This window comes from Neisseria sp. HMSC070A01 (genome assembly GCF_001810165.1).
GTDB lineage: Bacteria > Pseudomonadota > Gammaproteobacteria > Burkholderiales > Neisseriaceae > Neisseria.
In genome coordinates this window covers 18290-34653 of record NZ_KV800115.1, presented here as the reverse complement: position 1 = coordinate 34653, position 16364 = coordinate 18290, and the positions used below count along the sequence as shown (strand labels likewise).

Below are 16364 nucleotides of genomic sequence, written 5' to 3'. Positions count from 1 at the left end.
AAAGGGCAATATATAAGGCCGTCTGAAAACCAGTTATCCTGATTTTTCAGACGGCCTTTACTATCCAATCTTTCCTTCAACGGCCAAAATTCTCACGGCGTTCGCGCCAGTCTTGGCGGATGGAGCTGCTTTTGCCGACCGGTGTATCTTGTTCGACTTCCCAAATAAAATTCGTTCCACCGCCTATCGGATGCGAGCCGCGCAGGCCGATGTGGCTGCCTTGGTCGGCAATGGCGGTGCTGCTGCGTGTTTGGCCGCCGAAATGGGTTTGCGAGGTTTCGATGCCGCTTTTGATGCTGCCGTAAAGCTGTACGTCGGCATGTGCGGCGAGTGCGGCGGTGGAAAGTGCGGCAGTGAGGAGAAGTTTCAAGTTCATGGTTTATCCTTTTTTGGAGAGGAATTGTGGGGCGATTGTATCGGCCTTGTGCGTAAACAAGTTACAATTCTTGCAAAATCTGACAGGAGTTTTGATGATGCGCTCTTTACGCGCCGCCGCTGTGCAAATGGTGTCGTCCACCGACCCCGAAACCAATATTGCCACGATGAAACGCCTTGTCCGCGAGGCGGCCGAACAAGGGGCGGATTGGGTGTTGTTGCCCGAATATTGGCCGCTGATGGGCAAAAACGATACGGACAAGCTGGCATTTGCCGAGCCTTTGGACGATGGACGCGTTGGCGAAACCTACGACACCCGTTTTCAGACGGCCTTAAGCGAAACGGCAAGGGAATGCGGCGTGGTGTTGTTTGGCGGTACGGTTCCGCTGCAAAGCCCAGACGCGGGCAAGGTGATGAACACGATGCTGGTGTATGACCGCGACGGCAACCGAATCGGGCTTTACCACAAAATGCACCTTTTCGGCTTTTCCGGTTTGGGCGAACGCTACGCCGAAGCCGATACGATACTGGCGGGCAGCGATGTGCCGAAGTTAAGCGTGGACGATGTTCCGCTGGCGGCCGGGGTCTGCTACGATTTGCGCTTTCCTGAGTTTTTCCGCGCGCAGCAGCCGTTTGATGTTTTGCTGTTGCCGGCTGCGTTTACCTACACGACCGGCAAGGCGCACTGGGAATTGCTGCTGCGCGCCCGCGCGGTGGAAAACCAATGCTACGTCATTGCATCGGCACAAGGCGGACTGCATGAAAGCGGCCGCCGCACATTCGGCCACAGTATGATTATCGACCCTTGGGGCGATGTGTTGGCGACGTTGCCCGAAGGCGAAGGCGTGATTTGTGCCGATTTGGATACCGCGCGCCTGCAAAGCGTGCGCACGCGCCTGCCTGCCCTGAAACACCGATTACTTTAAACACGCACTATGTCCCACTCCCAACCCACACGCATTCTCGGCATCGACCCCGGCAGCCGCGTAACCGGCTTCGGCGTTATCGATGCCCACGGCCGCGAGCATCATTATGTTGCTTCCGGCTGTATCAAAACGCCAACCGGCGCGTCGCTTTCCGAACGCATCGCCGTGATTGTCCGCCATATCGACGAAATTATCCGCCACTATCAGCCGCATCAGGCGGCCATCGAACAAGTGTTTGTCAACGTCAACCCGGCCGCGACTTTGATGCTCGGTCAGGCGCGCGGAGCGGCGATTGCCGCTTTGGTCATGCACGGCTTGCCCGTGTTTGAATACACCGCGCTTCAGGTCAAGCAGGCGGTGGTCGGCAAGGGCAAGGCCGCTAAAGAGCAGGTGCAGCATATGGTGGTTCAAATGCTTGCACTTTCAGGCACGCCGCAAGCCGATGCCGCCGACGGACTCGCCGTCGCCCTCACCCACGCCCTGCGCAATCACGGATTGGCTTCGCAACTCAATCCCGACGGCCTGCAGGTCAAACGCGGCCGTTTCCAATGGTAAGCCGACATTCAGGCCGTCTGAAATCGTGTTCCAGCCCGTTTTCAGACGGCCTTTCGGTTATAATAGCCCTTTGCCCACATACAGCGAGCCTGCATGAAAGCCGCCTTCCTTTTTCTCTACCTTATCCGCCTGCTGCCCTTTTGCGTGTTGCACAAAATTGCCGACGCGATCGGCATTCTCGCTTATTACGCAGTCAAACCGCGCCGCAAAGTCGGCGAGGTCAACCTCAAAAAATGCTTTCCTGAGTTGAACGACAGCCAGCGCACCGCCCTGCTCAAACGCCATTTTCAACACATGGCAAAGCTGATGCTCGAATACGGCCTCTACTGGTACGCGCCTGCGGACAAACTGCGCTCGTTGGTGCGCTATCAAGACAAACACCATCTCGACGAAGCCCTCGCCGCCGGCGAAAAAGTCATCATCCTCTATCCGCACTTTACCGCATTTGAAATGGCGGTTTACACGCTCAATCAGGATGTACCGCTGACGAGTATGTATTCGCACCAAAAAAACAAAGCCCTGGACGAGCAAATCCTGAAAGGCCGCCACCGCTACAACAATGTTTTCCTGATCGGCCGCACAGAAGGCCTGCGCGCCATCATCAAACACCTGCGCAAAAGCGATGCGCCCTTTCTTTATCTGCCCGACCAAGACTTCGGCCGCAACGATTCCATTTTCGTCAATTTCTTCGGTATTCAGACGGCCACGATTACCGGCCTCAGCCGTATCGCCGGCATGACCAAAGCCAAAATCATTCCCGCCATCCCCACGCGTGAAGCCGACAATACCGTAACCCTGCGCTTCTATCCGGCTTGGGACAATTTCCCGACCGAAAATGTCGAAGCCGACACCCAGCGCATGAACGACTTCATCGAAGAGCGGGTACGCGAGCATCCCGAACAATATTTCTGGCTGCACAAACGCTTCAAAACCCGTCCCGAAGGCGAAAGCAGCTTTTACTGACTACATAAAATTACAATTTAAGCATGAAAAAGCGGCAAAACCTTTCTTTTGCCGCTTTTTCATTTTAATTGTATCAAACCCAATCTCGGCTTCAATTTCAAACAATCAAATCAAATTCCACTTTAAATGCTTTAAAAACAACTTTTTTCAAGGCAATTGAAACTTTCAAACAACCTTATATTTTTTCTCAAATAAAAAATGCTCTATTCAATACCCTTTTCATTTATATGTTAAATTTAATTTCATTTAAAAACAAAATGTTATAAAATAACCTTTAAAATAAAACAAATTTTAATCATTCAAAATATGAAATTAAATTAAATTTAAAACAAGAAACACAAAATAAACATCTAATTTTAAATTAATTATGAAATTTAATTGCAAAAATATGACAATAACCGCAATTTACCCTAAACCAAATCTTCAGAAAAAAATACTTGGCAAACTGTAAAATTTCGCGTAAATTTCACTACATCAAATTACAAAGCATTCAGACGGCCTCAGCCGGTTTTAGATGTTTTTGTAAGCAGTTTTCTGATATTGCAAGCAATTGCAGTATTTTTAGAGGATTTCGGCGCAATACCCGAAATGAAAGTTTACCGGTGCAGAGTTGAGCTGCATCTGTAAAGCCGCAGGTGAAAGCCTGTATTGTTTGTGAAGCGTAAATCTCTGATTTGAGGTATTGGGGCAATCCTGTGGGGGATTGCCTCTTTTTTTATCTGCGCCGTCATGCCACAATGGCATCATTCCTTATCCAACCCGATCACGCCATGACCCCGATACTCGCCTTCGACATCGAAACCATTCCCGACGTAAACGGCATCCGCCTGCTTTACGATTTGCCTGCCGATTTGCCCGACAACGAAGTCGTCCTGTTTGCCCAACAGCAACGCCGCGCCAAAACCGGCAGCGACTTTATGCAACACCATCTGCACCAAGTCGTCGCCATCTCCTGCTGTATGCGCTGGGGTCAGGACAAAATCCGCGTCAGCACCATCGGCGATCCCGAAGACAGCGAAGAAGTCATGATTGCCAAGTTTTTCGAGGTCATCGAAAACTATACGCCGCAACTCGTCAGCTGGAACGGCGGTGGTTTCGACCTGCCCGTCCTCCACTACCGCGCCCTGATACACGGCATCAGCGCCGCCCGCTATTGGGACATGGGCGACGGCGATTTTGGCGACAGTCGCGACTTTAAGTGGAACAACTACATCAGCCGCTACCACACCCGCCATTGTGACCTGATGGATTTGCTCGCCCTCTACCAACCGCGTGCCAGCGTGCCTTTGGACGATATGGCCAAACTCTGCGGCTTCCCCGGCAAACTGGATATGGACGGCAGCAAGGTTTGGGACGCTTATCACGCAGGCCGTCTGAAAGACATCCGCGACTATTGCGAAACCGATGCCGCCAATACCTACCTGATGTATATGCGCTTTCGCATGATGAGCGGCGCGCTCGATGCCGACGAATACGAAGTCGAAATCAAACGCATCAAACACTATCTGGCCGCACAAGCCGAAGAAAAACAACACTGGGCGGAGTTCGTCGCTGCTTGGCGTTAAACCAGGCCGTCTGAACAGACAAACCAGAAAACCAAAAGGGCGTGATCGACACGCCCTTTTTTATATTCCGACAAACCATGCCCGCTAAGCAGGCAAACGCCCCAGCGTAACCCTGTCCAATCCTGCCAAATCCTGTTCGGTTGCCACTTCGGCAAAACCGTTCTCCAGCATAATGTTCCGCACCGCTTCGCCTTGGTCATAGCCGTGTTCAAACAGCAGCCAACCGTTGGCTTTCAGGTATTTGGGGGCTTCTTGGGTAATGTGGCGTATATGGCTGAGGCCGTCTGAAAAGTCGGTCAGCGCGTTTTGCGGTTCAAACCTCAAATCGCCCTGCGACAAATGTTCATCGCCATCCTCAATATACGGCGGATTGGAAACAATCACATCGTATCGGCCTTCAGACGGCCTGTCGGTATCAAACCACGAACCCTGCGCAAATTCAACTTTTGCACCCAATTCTGCCGCATTTTGACGGGCGGTATCCAAAGCACCGACGCTGATGTCGGATGCGCGAACATCGGCATCAACGCGTTCAAGCGCGACGGTCACGGCAATGGCGCCGCTGCCCGTTCCCAAATCCCACACGCGGCCTTGCGGCGGCAAGCGTTTGAGCACGGCTTCCACCAAATGCTCGGTTTCAGGACGTGGAATCAGCACATGCGGATTGACGGCAAAGCGTCGTCCGTAAAACTCGCGTTCGCCCAACAGATAGGCCATCGGCTCGCCTTTCAGACGGCGTTGCGCCAAAGTCTCCAAGGTTTGCAGGGCAGATTCTGCCAAATCGTCCGTACCGCGTGTAACCAGCTGCGCGCGCGTGTAACTCAGCGCATATTGCAACAACATCCGCGCTTCGTTTTTGGGCAGTGCCGATTGGCGCAACCATTCATCAAGCGTCATTTTTCGTCCCATCTGCCAGCGTTGCGGCTTTTCTTTCCTTATTCTTTCCGGCAAACGTGCCGATGGTGGCAACAGCAAATGCGGCATACCACAAATAAAATCCTGCACCGTAACGCACGATATCCGCCGTATTTCCTGCTTCATCGACGTGTACGGCTTTCACACTGAAAGCCACCAGCGCCAAGCCCCAAAGCGCCGCATGGACAGGCACGACCTTCTTCCGCAATGCCAGCAACACAATGGCCGCCAACCAAACATAATTTGCATAGGCCGCACAATACCTGATATCCAAAGAAGCAAATATCGACCCCAAAATCAAAACGGTCAAACCCTTCATGCTTTCATGATTGCCCAAATAAAATGCAACATTGGACAAAGACGCCATCCAAAGGGCAACCGACACCAGCAACATTACTATGGGAAAACTTGATTTCCGATTCTCTTCCTGCATGGTTTTATCCTAATGTAAAAGGCCGTCTGAAACCTTTCAGACGGCCTGCCGTTTAAATTTCGCTACCGCCGACGGTCAGTCCGGCATCAATCCTCAGGGTCGGTTGTCCGACGCCGACGGGAACGCTCTGCCCTTCTTTGCCGCAGACGCCGATGCCGCTGTCGAGCGCGGAGTCGTTGCCTATCATGGAAACGTGTTTCAGCACTTCGGGGCCGTTGCCGATAATGGTCGCGCCTTTGACAGGGTATTGCAACTTGCCGCCTTCCACCCACCACGCTTCGGATGCACTGAACACGAACTTGCCGCTGGTAATGTCCACTTGTCCGCCGCCAAAGTTAACAGCGTAAATGCCCTTGTCGATGGACGCGATGATTTCTTCCGGCTCATAGCCGCCGTTTTCCATAAAGGTATTGGTCATGCGCGGCATAGGCGCAGAAGCGTAACTTTCGCGGCGGCCGTTGCCGGTCGATTGCGTACCCATCAGGCGGGCGTTGGTTTCGTCCTGCATATAGCCAACCAAAATACCGTCTTCAATCAATACAGTGCGGCGGGTTTCGTTGCCTTCGTCGTCGATATTGAGCGAACCGCGTCTGTCGGCAATATCGCCTTGATCCACAACGGTCACACCTTTGGCGGCCACGCGCTCACCGATTCGGCCGGAGAAAACGCTGGTTTCTTTGCGGTTGAAATCGCCCTCCAAACCATGTCCGACCGCTTCGTGCAGCAACACGCCCGGCCAGCCGTTGCCCAAAACGACAGTCATCTCGCCGGCAGGCGCAGGACGGGATTCGAAATTGGTCAGCGCTTGTTTGACGGCGGAATCGACAAACCGATGCACCAAGTTTTCATCGAAATACGCCAAATCATAACGTCCGCCGCCGCCCGCGCTGCCCTGCTCGCGACGCTCGCCCTGCTTGGCAATGACGGTTACATTCATGCGCACCATCGGGCGGATATCGGCAGCGTGTTTACCGTCCAGACGGGCGATGTACACCATGTCGTATTCGCAGGTCAAACCGGCCATCACTTGCACGATACGCGGATCGGCGGCTTTGGCCAGCGTTTCGACTTTGTTTAACAGCGCAACTTTGGCAGCGGAATCGAGGCTGGCAATAGGGTCAATCGCCATGTGGACAGGCTTGCCGTAGGCAGGTGTCGGCACTTTGACGCTGGCCTCGCCACCGGCCGCACCAATCACGCGAACGGCTTTGGCAGAGCGGTTGATCGAATCGATACACAGGCTGTCGGCGTAGGCAAAAGCGGTTTTATCGCCCGAAACGGCACGCGCACCCACGCCCTGATCGATTTGGAAGCTGCCCGATTTGACGATGCCTTCTTCCAAATGCCAGCTTTCATAGGCAGTACGCTGACAATAGATGTCGGCATAATCGACATGGTTGGCGCCGATAATGCTCAGGCTTTGGGCGAGCAAATCGGGGGAAAGGTGGTTGGCTTCGAGCAAATCTCGCTGTACAGCGGCATAGGTTTGTTGCATAATTTTTCAGACGGCCCGACAAACAGGCAAAGTTAATTTGGCCTTGATTATACGGTATTTTATATGGCTTTGGATATGTTGATTGCTTGGGTTTATGAGTGATTGAAACAAATCAAAAGGACGTCTGAAACATAGGAATATAGGGCTAAAACGTTTGCCTTGCCCTATTTCAACGTCAGCCGCGTAAAGAAGATAACAAATCATCGTATGATTGATGCAGCGGCAGGCTGATAAAGATTCAAATAATAAATAGATTGGACTTAAAATGAAAAAATTACTTGTTGTATTGCTAGGACTGGCAAGTCTTAATGTTTGCGTTGCCAATCCTACCTATGATGCGACTAGGGGCGCATTACAAAATGACCCTGGTTTATGTCAATACGGATACAATCCTAACTGCGCGTCATCTCGTCAGCACCAACGGAACCAGCCTACGGAAATTATTCATATTAAAGTCCCTTCAAAATATGGAGCATGGGCAAATAATCCCAAAACAGGTATGTCAGGTGGAGCACTTGAGATGGATTCACTTGCTGCCGCGAAAAGACAAGCTATTAAAACCTGCGAACGAGATGGACAAAATAAACCATGTAAAGTTGAGGCCTGGGTTCGAAATGGCTGTATCGCTGTCGCTCAAGGAAAAGATGGTAAAAAATGGAGAAATTTTTTCGGTATAACCGATCCAGGACTTGCTGAAGCAGAAGCCTTAAAGAAATGCCAAGAGTCTGGGCTACCACAATGTAGGATTACCACTACCGAAGGCTGCTCACTACCTAAATTCTAATAGTCAAAAGGCCGTCTTTATTCAGACGGCCTTTTCAATCACAGCAAAGCCGATACCGAAATTTAACTTCCAAAAGAAGATAACAAATCATAGTATTATTTATGTAACATCAGACTAATAAAGATTCAAATAATAGATTGGAATTGAAATGAAAAAGTTACTTGTTGTATTGCTAGGACTGGCAAGCCTTAATGTTTATGCCAACGGCTGTGGCGGTGAATACCAACCTGCAACTGGAACTTGCCGTATTATCGACAGCTCAGGCAGACAAATTCTATATAACGTTGGCAGACCTCAATCTTCTAATAATGGTTCGGCTCAGAGCCAACCAAGCGTTGTCAATATCGATGTTCCTTCAAGATACGGTGCATGGGCTATTAATCTTAAAACAGGCATTTCTGCAGATGCCATAAATGCTCCCTCTCTTGAAGTAGCAAAAAAAGGAGCAATTAAGGCCTGTGAGCAAAATGGGAAAAACGCACCATGTAAAGTAAAGGCATGGGTAAGAAATGGGTGTCTTGCTGTTGCAAAAGGAAAGTTAAATGGCCAATGGATGTCTTTTCCTCGCTCAGAAGCTCCCGGTCTTGTAGAGGATAAAGCCTTAAAAGCCTGCCAAACTTCAGGATACTCACAATGTACCATAGCAGTTCCAGAAGGTTGCTCACTACCTAAATTCTAATAGCCCCATAAGCCGTCTGTTATTCAGACGGCCTTTTCAATCACAGCAAAGCCAATACAGAAACTTAATTTCCATATAAAACAATCTATTATAGAAAAACCCCTTATTTTTTTAGTTTTGCTATTGATAATAGTTATTATTAGCGTATAATCAAACCCACTCGGAAGACGTCCTAATCCGAGCCATTAAACGACAGATTTTATCCCCCTCTTCCCCATTATCTCTTGATACTCGGAGTGCGCATATACGAAACATACCTGTTCCCCTTTATATCAGATACTCAAAACCGAAAAACACGAAACCCACTGCCGATACAGTGGGTTTCGTGTTTTGTGGCGTTCGGTTTATCAGGCTTGGCCGACTGCTGATCAGGCCGTCTGAAACTGAATAGACCTGATTATCGGCAGGTTTTCATGTTCAACTTGCCATAACGGCCGACAATGTTTCTGATGTCTTGGGCATCGCGCTCGTCGACCGCCATAAAGACCACGGTCATGCGCGCTACGCTCAAACCGGTATCGGGTGCGCTTCTGTCTTCCTGTTCGACAATGCGCGCGCCGCCGAAACCTGCGCTGGACAAGCGTGAAATCAAAACTTGGGCGGAAGAGCGGCTGCGTGTTACGTCAATGCTGATTTCGCCGTTGTGAATGCTGCCGCTAAAACCACGGCTGCCCAAGGCATCAAGCTGGGCGGAAGTGTCGCCGTCGGCAGGCAAGACCACGCGGAAGGTTTTGGAAGAAGTTTCGCCACCGGATGCGCCGTTGCGTTTTTCGATACTGCGGCTGGCCGCATGGGGCCATTTGCCCAACAGGCCTTTGATGCGGTGGTAATCGTCTTCATCCATCACCACGGTGGCGCTGCTGGTACACAAGCGTTCCACACCGGCCGCGTCCATCTCTTCTTCGGCTGCGCGGCGTTCTTGCGCCTCTTTCTCGCGGCGCATTTTTTCTTTTTTCTCTTTCAACTGCTGCGCTTCTTGCTTTTTACGCAAAGCTTCCGCTTCTTCGGATTCGGGTTCTGCCATCATCAGGCCGTCTGATTCATCCGCCACCCAATCGGGTTGCGATGCCTGCTGAGGCTCGGCTTTGGGCGCGTCCAAAGAAGACGGGCGCAATAATTCGTGCGTGCCGCCTTCCAAGGCCGATTCGGGTTTGGCGGTTTTATGTTGTGTCCGATAGGCAACCATGCTGCCAAAAACAATGATGTTGAGTGCGACCAAGACCGCAAACAGCCATTTCATGATGCGTTTTCCTTTTTATTGTCCGTTGCGATGGGCAATCCAATGCAAGAGCCCGTGAATCACGAGATTATCGACGATTTTCACTTGATTGTCATGAACAAATGCCTCGGGCAAGGCTTGCACGACTCTGGCCGCGCCGCCGCCCGTGATAATAATATCGACCGGTTTGCCCCCGCCCGTTTTGTCTTTCAGACGGCCATGCATCATCATCAGCGCGCCGCAAACGGCATCCATCATGCCGCTGGCAATGGCGTTCGGCGTTGTGGTTGGGAACGGATATACCTTGCCGATGGGGCGGTTGAGGTTGGCGGTTTTGAGCGCCATCGCCTCTTTCATCAAGTGGAAACCGGGCATGATGGTGCCGCCGAGATAATGATTGTCTTCCGTCAGCGCGTCGGTGGTTACGGCAGTACCGCAGCTGACGACGACGCAGGCGTTTTGCGTAAAGCGGCGGCTGCCCAGCGCATTAAACCAGCGGTCGGAACCATGTTCTTCAGGGCGGCGGTAATGGTTGCGGATGCCCAAAGCCTGCGGCATGGAAGACAGCCATTCGACCGGACGGGTTAATTGTTCTTCAACCATCGCTTTTTTTACCGAACCGCACACGGCGCAACCGACAATCTTCACACCTTCATCGGCAAATCGCAGCCATTCTTCGCCCAGCTGGGTCAAATCACGATACGGCGCGCGGCCGACTTCAGAAAATGTGCCGTTCTCCACCCACGCCCATTTCAACTGACTATTGCCGCCGTCCAGCAACAAAAAGCGTTCCGGTTTCGCAGCGGCAGGTTGTGCCGGGCGGTTATCCGGGCGCAAGCTGATTTCGCCGCTGACGATGGTTTTCTCACCCTCGCCCGTCAGTAAACGCAACGCGCCTTGTGCGTCCACGCCTTTGACTATGCCTTCGTGGACAACGCGCCCTTCTTGAAGCAGCAAGACCGGCCTGCCTGTGTCGCGGTTGGCGGCATCGTATTCGCCGACACATGACGCGAATCCGTTTTGCGCGTATTCGTTCAGCAGCGCATCGAGTTGCGCCAACACCGCATTCAATAAGGCTTCGACGCTTACGCCCTGCTTAGAGGCCGTCTGAAACAAAGCCTGCACGGAAGTAGCGTTTTCCACTTCTTTCGGCAATACAAAATTAATGCCGATGCCGATGACGGCGACGGTTTTATTCTCCACCCGCGTCGTTTCAATCAACACGCCGGCCAATTTATCGTTGGCCACGACCAAATCGTTCGGCCACTTGATGTTCACGTTCAAACCGATATCGGCAAGCGCGCGGCGGCAAGCCAATGCCACCACCAACGCCAGCGAACCCAGCTCATACTGCGGCTTGTCAAACGCCCAGCCCAAGCTGAACATCAAGCATTCGCCCTGTCGGTTGACCCAGCTTCGCCCCTGCCGTCCGCGCCCTTTGGTTTGAAAATGCGCCACACACAAGGCCTTGTGCGCCAAACCTGCCGACCGGCGCGCCAACGCCATGATTTCATCGTTGCTGGACGAGCATTCGTGTTTCAACTGCGCGCGAAAACCATGTTTCCCGGCCATTTGTTGCAGAGATTCTTCGGCAAACACAGCCAATGGGCGCACCAAGCGCCATTGCCCGTCATGCTGGCGCAGCAAACCGCGGATATGTCCCGGCATCTGCTGCCAAAATCCGTTTAATTGTTGCGGCTTCATCCCGGCCGCACGCGCCAGCTGAGAAACGTGTTGTGGCAGGCCGTCTGAAAGCGCGGCGAGCAAGGCCCAATGGCGGCTGTTCAAATCCGTCATGCGCCTCCTCCGGCTTCGCGGATTTTCGCCAACGTTTTGGTGGTCGAAGTCTGGTGTAAAAACGGAATCGAAAATACTTTGCCGCCGCGCGCAAACGTCTCGGCCGCACCGACAATTTTATCCACAGGCCAATCACCGCCTTTAATCAATACATCGGGTTTGACCATTTCAATCAGCGCGGCCGGCGTGTCGTCATCAAACCATGTAACCAAATCCACGCTCGCCAATGCCGCAGCCACTGCCGCGCGGTTTTCCAAAGGATTAATCGGACGATCGTCCCCTTTGCCCTGACGGCGCACCGAAGCATCGGTATTCAACGCCAATACCAAAGCCGCACCGGCCGATCGCGCCTGTGCCAGATACGTTACATGGCCTCGGTGGAGAATATCGAAACAGCCGTTGGTAAACACCAGCGGACGGGGCAACGCCGCCAAACGCTCCGCCAGCTTTTCGGGCGGACAAATTTTGGATTCGAATTCTGGAGCTGACCATTCGGACATGATGCGGTTCCTTTGGAAATAAAACAGAAAATAATCGGGGTATTATAAAGGATAACGGCGAAACGCCATAAAAAGATACCGAACGGTACGATATTCGGGTTTGACTGCGTATTCATCGGCATTTGACAGACACCGCAGACGCCGTTTTTGCCGCTGCCATGATGGAACGGTTTGATGAACACTGTTTTTGAAAACCAATAAACTTGAATAAAATTCAGGGTATAAACGGAAAAAAGCCTGCATATAATATGCAGGCTTTCATCTGGGGTGGCTGATGGGGCTCGAACCCACGACAACTGGAATCACAATCCAGGGCTCTACCAACTGAGCTACAGCCACCGTAAAAATTGGCACGCCCGACAGGAATCGAACCTGTAACCCCCGACTTAGAAGGTCGGTGCTCTATCCGGTTGAGCTACGGGCGCTCATGCCGATTCGTGCTTAGAATTTTGTGGTCGGGGCGGTGGGATTCGAACTCACGACCCTCTGCTCCCAAAGCAGATGCGCTAACCGGGCTGCGCTACGCCCCGACTGAAGACCCGAACTATACAGACCCTTTTCAGCCCGGTCAACACTTACTTTGCTTTATTTTTCTATTTTTTATTTATCTTATTATTTTTAATCATTATTTATTTTTATGTTTCGTCATCGGGGTCACTCTTTTGTGTCAGGCCGTCTGAAAAATGCGATAATTTGAACGCAATATTTGTCCCTATTTAGAAGGAAAATCATGACTGCTCAACTTATAGACGGAAAAAAAATCTCCCAGCAACGCATCGAGGCGGTCGCGCAGGCGGTAAAGGCGCGCCAGGAAAAAGGTTTGCACACGCCTTGTTTGGCGGTGGTATTGGTCGGCGGCGATCCTGCCAGCGCGGTTTATGTACGCAATAAAAAACTGGCCTGCCAAAAAAGCGGCATTGAATCGCGCTCTTACGAGCTGCCGTCTGAAACCACGCAGGACGATTTGTTGAAACTGGTGGACGAATTGAACGGTGATTCTGCCGTCGACGGTATTTTGGTGCAACTGCCGCTGCCGGCCCACATCGACAGCCAGGCGGTTTTGGAACGTATCGTGCCGCATAAAGATGTGGACGGCTTCCACCCTTACAACGTCGGCCGCCTGGTCGTCAAAATGCCGCTGATGCGCCCGTGCACACCCAAAGGCGTGATGACTTTGTTGGAAGCCTACGGCATCGACCCGAAAGGCAAAAAAGCCGTGATTGTCGGCGCGTCCAATATTGTCGGCCGCCCGCAGGCGTTGGAATTGCTGCTGTCCCGCGCGACGGTAACCATCTGCCACAGCGCTACGCAAAACCTTGCCGATGAAGTTGCCGCCGCCGATATTTTGGTGGTCGGCGTGGGCATTCCGAATTTTGTTAAAGGCGAATGGGTCAAACCCGGCGCCGTCGTTATCGATGTGGGCATCAACCGCTTGGAAGACGGCAGCCTGTGCGGCGATGTGGAGTTTGATGTCGCCAAAGAACGCGCGTCCATGATTACGCCCGTTCCCGGCGGTGTCGGCCCGATGACGATTGCCACTTTGTTGGAAAACACGCTACACGCGGCCTCATTGCACGATTAACCGCCGTCATTAAATTAGGCCGTCTGAACATGGTTTTCAGACGGCTTGACCTGCTTTTTTGTTTTTTACCTTATCGGCTTCACATGTCCTTACTCGCTTCACACACCGACAACCCGAATTTCCGCAACGCTTCCTATATCCTGATGGGTTTGGCTTTGCTGATTGTCTTGCACTACCATTTGCTGCCGCTGCTGCTGTCGGTTATCCTGACCTATATCTTTATTACGCGCACCAACGGCGTCATCCTCAAACTCCGCCGCCGTGTTTTGCCGCGCAACACGCGGCTGCATAAATCGCTCAATGCGCACAATATCAACCTGATTTCCACTACGCTGACACTGGCCATCGTGTTCAGCATCATCACGATGATGTCTTTGGGCATTTACCACCTGATACACGGCGGCCATGTCGGTTTTATGCTGGCAAAACTGGCGGCGATTTTGGAAGACACCAAAAACAGCCAAGACCTGCCTGCGGCCATTCTCAATATGCTGCCCAACAATATGGCCGAAATCAAAGCCTCGGCGATCAAGCTGATTGACGAATACCGCGCCGCGCTGACCCGCATCAGTAAAAACAGCATCACGTCCTTCGTGTACATCCTCATCGGCATCATCATCGGCGCCATGCTCAGCTTCCACCGCCTGAAAATGCGTAAAAACCGCCGTAAAATGCCATTGTTTAAAGCCGAATTGGTGCACCGCATCGTCAATTTTGAAACCAGCTTTGAACGCGTGTTCCTCGCCCAAGTCAAAATCTCGCTGATCGACACTTTCCTGACCGGCCTGTACCTTTACTTGGTTTTACCGCTGTTCGGCGTTGAGCTGCCGTTTAAAATGACCGTCCTGATCGTCGCCTTTATCGTCGGCCTGATTCCGGTGGCGGGCAACCTGATTTCCAACACCATCATCATTATTTTGAGCCTCGGCGCATCGCTTTACGTCGCACTCGCCTCGCTGGTGTTCCTCGTTGTCATCCACAAGCTCGAATATTTCCTCAACGCCAAAATCATCGGCTCGGAAATCGAATCCAGCGCATGGGAATTGCTGGTGGCAATGGTCGTCTTTGAACGCATTTTCGGCATCGGCGGCATCATCGTCGCGCCGGTTTATTACGCCTATTTGAAAAACGAATTGAAACTGCGAAAATTGATTTAATCAGTTGCATTTATACACATCAAAGGCCGTCTGAAAACGACAATCGGGTTTTCAGACGGCCTTTGCTTTACCTTTTCTTACACTTTACGGCATAATGGCAGCCACGCATTTCTAGAAGAAAGACAAACAATGTCAACCAAAACCCCTTCCCTATTCGGCGGCGCGATGATTATCGCCGGTACGGTTATCGGCGCAGGCATGCTTGCCAACCCGACCGCCACGTCCGGCGTCTGGTTTGCCGGCTCGCTGGTCGTGTTGCTGTACACCTGGTTTTCCATGCTCTCCAGCGGCCTGATGATTTTGGAAGTCAACACCCATTATCCGCACGGCGCCAGCTTCGACACCATGGTCAAAGACCTGCTCGGCCCGGCTTGGAACATCATCAACGGCGTTGCCGTCGCCTTCGTTTTATACCTGCTCACTTACGCCTACATCTTCGTCGGCGGCGACCTGACCGCCAAAGGCATCGGCAGCGCGGTAGGCGGCGAAATCTCGCTCACCGTCGGCCAACTCGTCTTCTTCGGCATCCTCGCCTTTTGCGTTTGGGCATCCGCACGCTTGGTTGACCGCTTCACCAGCATCCTCATCGGCGGCATGGTATTGACCTTTATTTGGGCAACCGGCGGCCTGATTGCCGACGCCAAAATGCCTGTCCTGTTCGACACCCAAGCCCCTGCCGGCACCCACTACTGGATTTATGCCGCCACTGCCCTGCCCGTCTGCCTTGCCTCATTCGGCTTCCACGGCAACGTCTCCAGCCTGCTCAAATACTTTAAAGGCGACGCGCCCAAAGTGGCCAAATCCCTATGGGCAGGAACGCTGATTGCGCTTGTGATTTACATCCTCTGGCAAATCGCCATCCAAGGCAACCTGCCGCGCAGCGAATTCGCACCGGTTATCGCCGCAGAAGGACAAGTTTCCGTCCTGATCGAAACGCTGTCCAAGTTCGCCCAAACCGGCAATATGGACAAAGTGTTGACCCTGTTCTCCTACATGGCGATCGCAACCTCCTTCCTCGGCGTAACGCTCGGCCTGTTCGACTACATTGCCGACATCTTCAAATGGAACGACAGCATCTCCGGCCGCACCAAAACCGCCGCGCTGACCTTCCTGCCACCCCTGATTTCCTGCCTGCTCTTCCCCACCGGCTTCGTTACCGCCATCGGCTACGTCGGCCTGGCCGCCACCATCTGGACAGGCATCATCCCAGCCATGCTGCTCTACCGCTCGCGCAAAAAATTCGGCGTCGGCAAAAACTACCAAGTTTACGGCGGATTCCGGCTGATGGTTTGGGTTTTCCTCTTCGGCGTCATCAACATTGCCGCCCAAATATTGAGCCAAATGGAGCTTGTTCCCGTATTTAAAGGTTAAATTCCCTTAAGGCCGTCTGAAACACCCTCTTTCAGACGGCCTAATTCA

Annotated in this window: 16 protein-coding genes and 3 tRNA genes; 9 read left to right on the top strand and 10 right to left on the bottom strand. The window is 52.2% G+C overall.

The genetic code is table 11. The features are described from left to right. Positions 1-76: 76 nt before the first annotated feature. Entirely contained in the window at positions 77-376 is a 300-nt protein-coding gene (locus HMPREF2711_RS00650; protein WP_003749120.1) for a porin, read from the bottom strand. A gap of 94 nt (positions 377-470) precedes the next feature. Here HMPREF2711_RS00650 and HMPREF2711_RS00645 point away from each other — a divergent pair, with 94 nt between their 5' ends. From HMPREF2711_RS00645 to HMPREF2711_RS00630, 4 genes are all read left to right on the top strand, one after another. After that, positions 471-1301, top strand: coding sequence for a carbon-nitrogen hydrolase family protein (locus tag HMPREF2711_RS00645; protein ID WP_003749122.1), 831 nt, complete (start codon positions 471-473; stop codon positions 1299-1301). A gap of 9 nt (positions 1302-1310) precedes the next feature. After that, positions 1311-1856: a crossover junction endodeoxyribonuclease RuvC gene (ruvC, locus tag HMPREF2711_RS00640; RefSeq protein ID WP_003749123.1), complete on the top strand. Its 546-nt coding sequence runs from the start codon at positions 1311-1313 to the stop codon at positions 1854-1856. 78 nt (positions 1857-1934) lie between these two features. Next, complete coding sequence (locus tag HMPREF2711_RS00635; protein ID WP_256388400.1) at positions 1935-2819, top strand: lipid A biosynthesis lauroyl acyltransferase; 885 nt, start codon at positions 1935-1937, stop codon at positions 2817-2819. Between the two features lie 770 nt (positions 2820-3589). Then, complete coding sequence (locus tag HMPREF2711_RS00630; protein ID WP_070615158.1) at positions 3590-4384, top strand: 3'-5' exonuclease; 795 nt, start codon at positions 3590-3592, stop codon at positions 4382-4384. Positions 4385-4468: 84 nt separating this feature from the next. Here HMPREF2711_RS00630 and prmC read toward each other — a convergent pair whose 3' ends face one another. The 3 genes from prmC to tldD are packed head-to-tail and all read right to left on the bottom strand — an operon-like array spanning position 4469 to position 7227. Beyond that, a complete protein-coding gene (gene prmC / locus HMPREF2711_RS00625; protein ID WP_003749128.1) occupies positions 4469-5281 on the bottom strand; it encodes a peptide chain release factor N(5)-glutamine methyltransferase in 813 nt (270 codons plus the stop codon). Then, positions 5271-5732 carry a hypothetical protein gene (locus tag HMPREF2711_RS00620; protein WP_003749130.1) on the bottom strand — a complete coding sequence of 154 codons (462 nt, stop codon included), beginning with the start codon at positions 5730-5732 and terminating at the stop codon, positions 5271-5273. The genes prmC and HMPREF2711_RS00620 overlap by 11 nt, the downstream gene beginning before the upstream one ends. 52 nt (positions 5733-5784) lie before the next feature. Next, positions 5785-7227, bottom strand: coding sequence for a metalloprotease TldD (gene tldD / locus HMPREF2711_RS00615; RefSeq protein WP_070615154.1), 1443 nt, complete (start codon positions 7225-7227; stop codon positions 5785-5787). A gap of 265 nt (positions 7228-7492) precedes the next feature. Between tldD and HMPREF2711_RS00610 the strand changes: the two genes are divergently transcribed. Then, entirely contained in the window at positions 7493-8011 is a 519-nt protein-coding gene (locus HMPREF2711_RS00610) for a DUF4189 domain-containing protein (protein WP_081456516.1), read from the top strand. A 148-nt stretch (positions 8012-8159) separates the two neighbouring features. Next, positions 8160-8690 (top strand): DUF4189 domain-containing protein, encoded by a 531-nt coding sequence (locus HMPREF2711_RS10685; protein ID WP_081456517.1) that lies wholly within the window; start codon positions 8160-8162, stop codon positions 8688-8690. Between the two features lie 397 nt (positions 8691-9087). Here the strand turns inward: HMPREF2711_RS10685 and HMPREF2711_RS00600 are convergent, their stop codons facing one another. The 6 genes from HMPREF2711_RS00600 to HMPREF2711_RS00575 all read right to left on the bottom strand — a co-directional run bounded on the left by HMPREF2711_RS00600 (position 9088) and on the right by HMPREF2711_RS00575 (position 12736). Beyond that, positions 9088-9930, bottom strand: a complete 843-nt coding sequence (locus HMPREF2711_RS00600; protein ID WP_003749135.1) for a hypothetical protein — start codon at positions 9928-9930, stop codon at positions 9088-9090. 15 nt (positions 9931-9945) lie between these two features. Continuing rightward, positions 9946-11706 carry a bifunctional biotin--[acetyl-CoA-carboxylase] ligase/type III pantothenate kinase gene (locus tag HMPREF2711_RS00595; protein ID WP_003749137.1) on the bottom strand — a complete coding sequence of 587 codons (1761 nt, stop codon included), beginning with the start codon at positions 11704-11706 and terminating at the stop codon, positions 9946-9948. Further along, entirely contained in the window at positions 11703-12209 is a 507-nt protein-coding gene (locus HMPREF2711_RS00590) for an adenylyltransferase/cytidyltransferase family protein (RefSeq protein WP_107723979.1), read from the bottom strand. Before HMPREF2711_RS00590 ends, HMPREF2711_RS00595 begins: the two co-directional genes overlap by 4 nt. A 260-nt stretch (positions 12210-12469) precedes the next feature. Beyond that, positions 12470-12545: transfer RNA gene (locus tag HMPREF2711_RS00585), tRNA-His, on the bottom strand. Between the two features lie 9 nt (positions 12546-12554). Beyond that, positions 12555-12631, bottom strand: a tRNA-Arg gene (locus HMPREF2711_RS00580). Positions 12632-12658: 27 nt separating this feature from the next. Continuing rightward, positions 12659-12736 (bottom strand) — tRNA-Pro (locus HMPREF2711_RS00575). 200 nt (positions 12737-12936) lie between these two features. Here HMPREF2711_RS00575 and folD point away from each other — a divergent pair. The 3 genes from folD (at position 12937) to HMPREF2711_RS00560 (ending at position 16316) form a co-directional block, all read left to right on the top strand. Then, positions 12937-13788, top strand: coding sequence for a bifunctional methylenetetrahydrofolate dehydrogenase/methenyltetrahydrofolate cyclohydrolase FolD (folD, locus tag HMPREF2711_RS00570; protein ID WP_003749140.1), 852 nt, complete (start codon positions 12937-12939; stop codon positions 13786-13788). A gap of 83 nt (positions 13789-13871) precedes the next feature. Beyond that, complete coding sequence (locus tag HMPREF2711_RS00565) at positions 13872-14945, top strand: AI-2E family transporter (RefSeq protein WP_003749143.1); 1074 nt, start codon at positions 13872-13874, stop codon at positions 14943-14945. A 129-nt stretch (positions 14946-15074) separates the two neighbouring features. Further along, positions 15075-16316, top strand: a complete 1242-nt coding sequence (locus HMPREF2711_RS00560; RefSeq protein ID WP_003749145.1) for an aromatic amino acid transporter — start codon at positions 15075-15077, stop codon at positions 16314-16316. Positions 16317-16364: the final 48 nt, after the last annotated feature.

What these genes read in the sequence shown, in the direction of transcription:
- HMPREF2711_RS00650 (WP_003749120.1), bottom strand. Translation starts at nt 376, where the DNA reads ATGAACTTGAAACTTCTCCTCACTGCCGCACTTTCCACCGCCGCACTC.
- HMPREF2711_RS00645 (WP_003749122.1), top strand. Translation starts at nt 471, where the DNA reads ATGATGCGCTCTTTACGCGCCGCCGCTGTGCAAATGGTGTCGTCCACC.
- ruvC (WP_003749123.1), top strand. Translation starts at nt 1,311, where the DNA reads ATGTCCCACTCCCAACCCACACGCATTCTCGGCATCGACCCCGGCAGC.
- HMPREF2711_RS00630 (WP_070615158.1), top strand. Translation starts at nt 3,590, where the DNA reads ATGACCCCGATACTCGCCTTCGACATCGAAACCATTCCCGACGTAAAC.
- prmC (WP_003749128.1), bottom strand. Translation starts at nt 5,281, where the DNA reads ATGACGCTTGATGAATGGTTGCGCCAATCGGCACTGCCCAAAAACGAA.
- HMPREF2711_RS00620 (WP_003749130.1), bottom strand. Translation starts at nt 5,732, where the DNA reads ATGCAGGAAGAGAATCGGAAATCAAGTTTTCCCATAGTAATGTTGCTG.
- tldD (WP_070615154.1), bottom strand. Translation starts at nt 7,227, where the DNA reads ATGCAACAAACCTATGCCGCTGTACAGCGAGATTTGCTCGAAGCCAAC.
- HMPREF2711_RS00610 (WP_081456516.1), top strand. Translation starts at nt 7,493, where the DNA reads ATGAAAAAATTACTTGTTGTATTGCTAGGACTGGCAAGTCTTAATGTT.
- HMPREF2711_RS10685 (WP_081456517.1), top strand. Translation starts at nt 8,160, where the DNA reads ATGAAAAAGTTACTTGTTGTATTGCTAGGACTGGCAAGCCTTAATGTT.
- HMPREF2711_RS00600 (WP_003749135.1), bottom strand. Translation starts at nt 9,930, where the DNA reads ATGAAATGGCTGTTTGCGGTCTTGGTCGCACTCAACATCATTGTTTTT.
- HMPREF2711_RS00595 (WP_003749137.1), bottom strand. Translation starts at nt 11,706, where the DNA reads ATGACGGATTTGAACAGCCGCCATTGGGCCTTGCTCGCCGCGCTTTCA.
- folD (WP_003749140.1), top strand. Translation starts at nt 12,937, where the DNA reads ATGACTGCTCAACTTATAGACGGAAAAAAAATCTCCCAGCAACGCATC.
- HMPREF2711_RS00565 (WP_003749143.1), top strand. Translation starts at nt 13,872, where the DNA reads ATGTCCTTACTCGCTTCACACACCGACAACCCGAATTTCCGCAACGCT.
- HMPREF2711_RS00560 (WP_003749145.1), top strand. Translation starts at nt 15,075, where the DNA reads ATGTCAACCAAAACCCCTTCCCTATTCGGCGGCGCGATGATTATCGCC.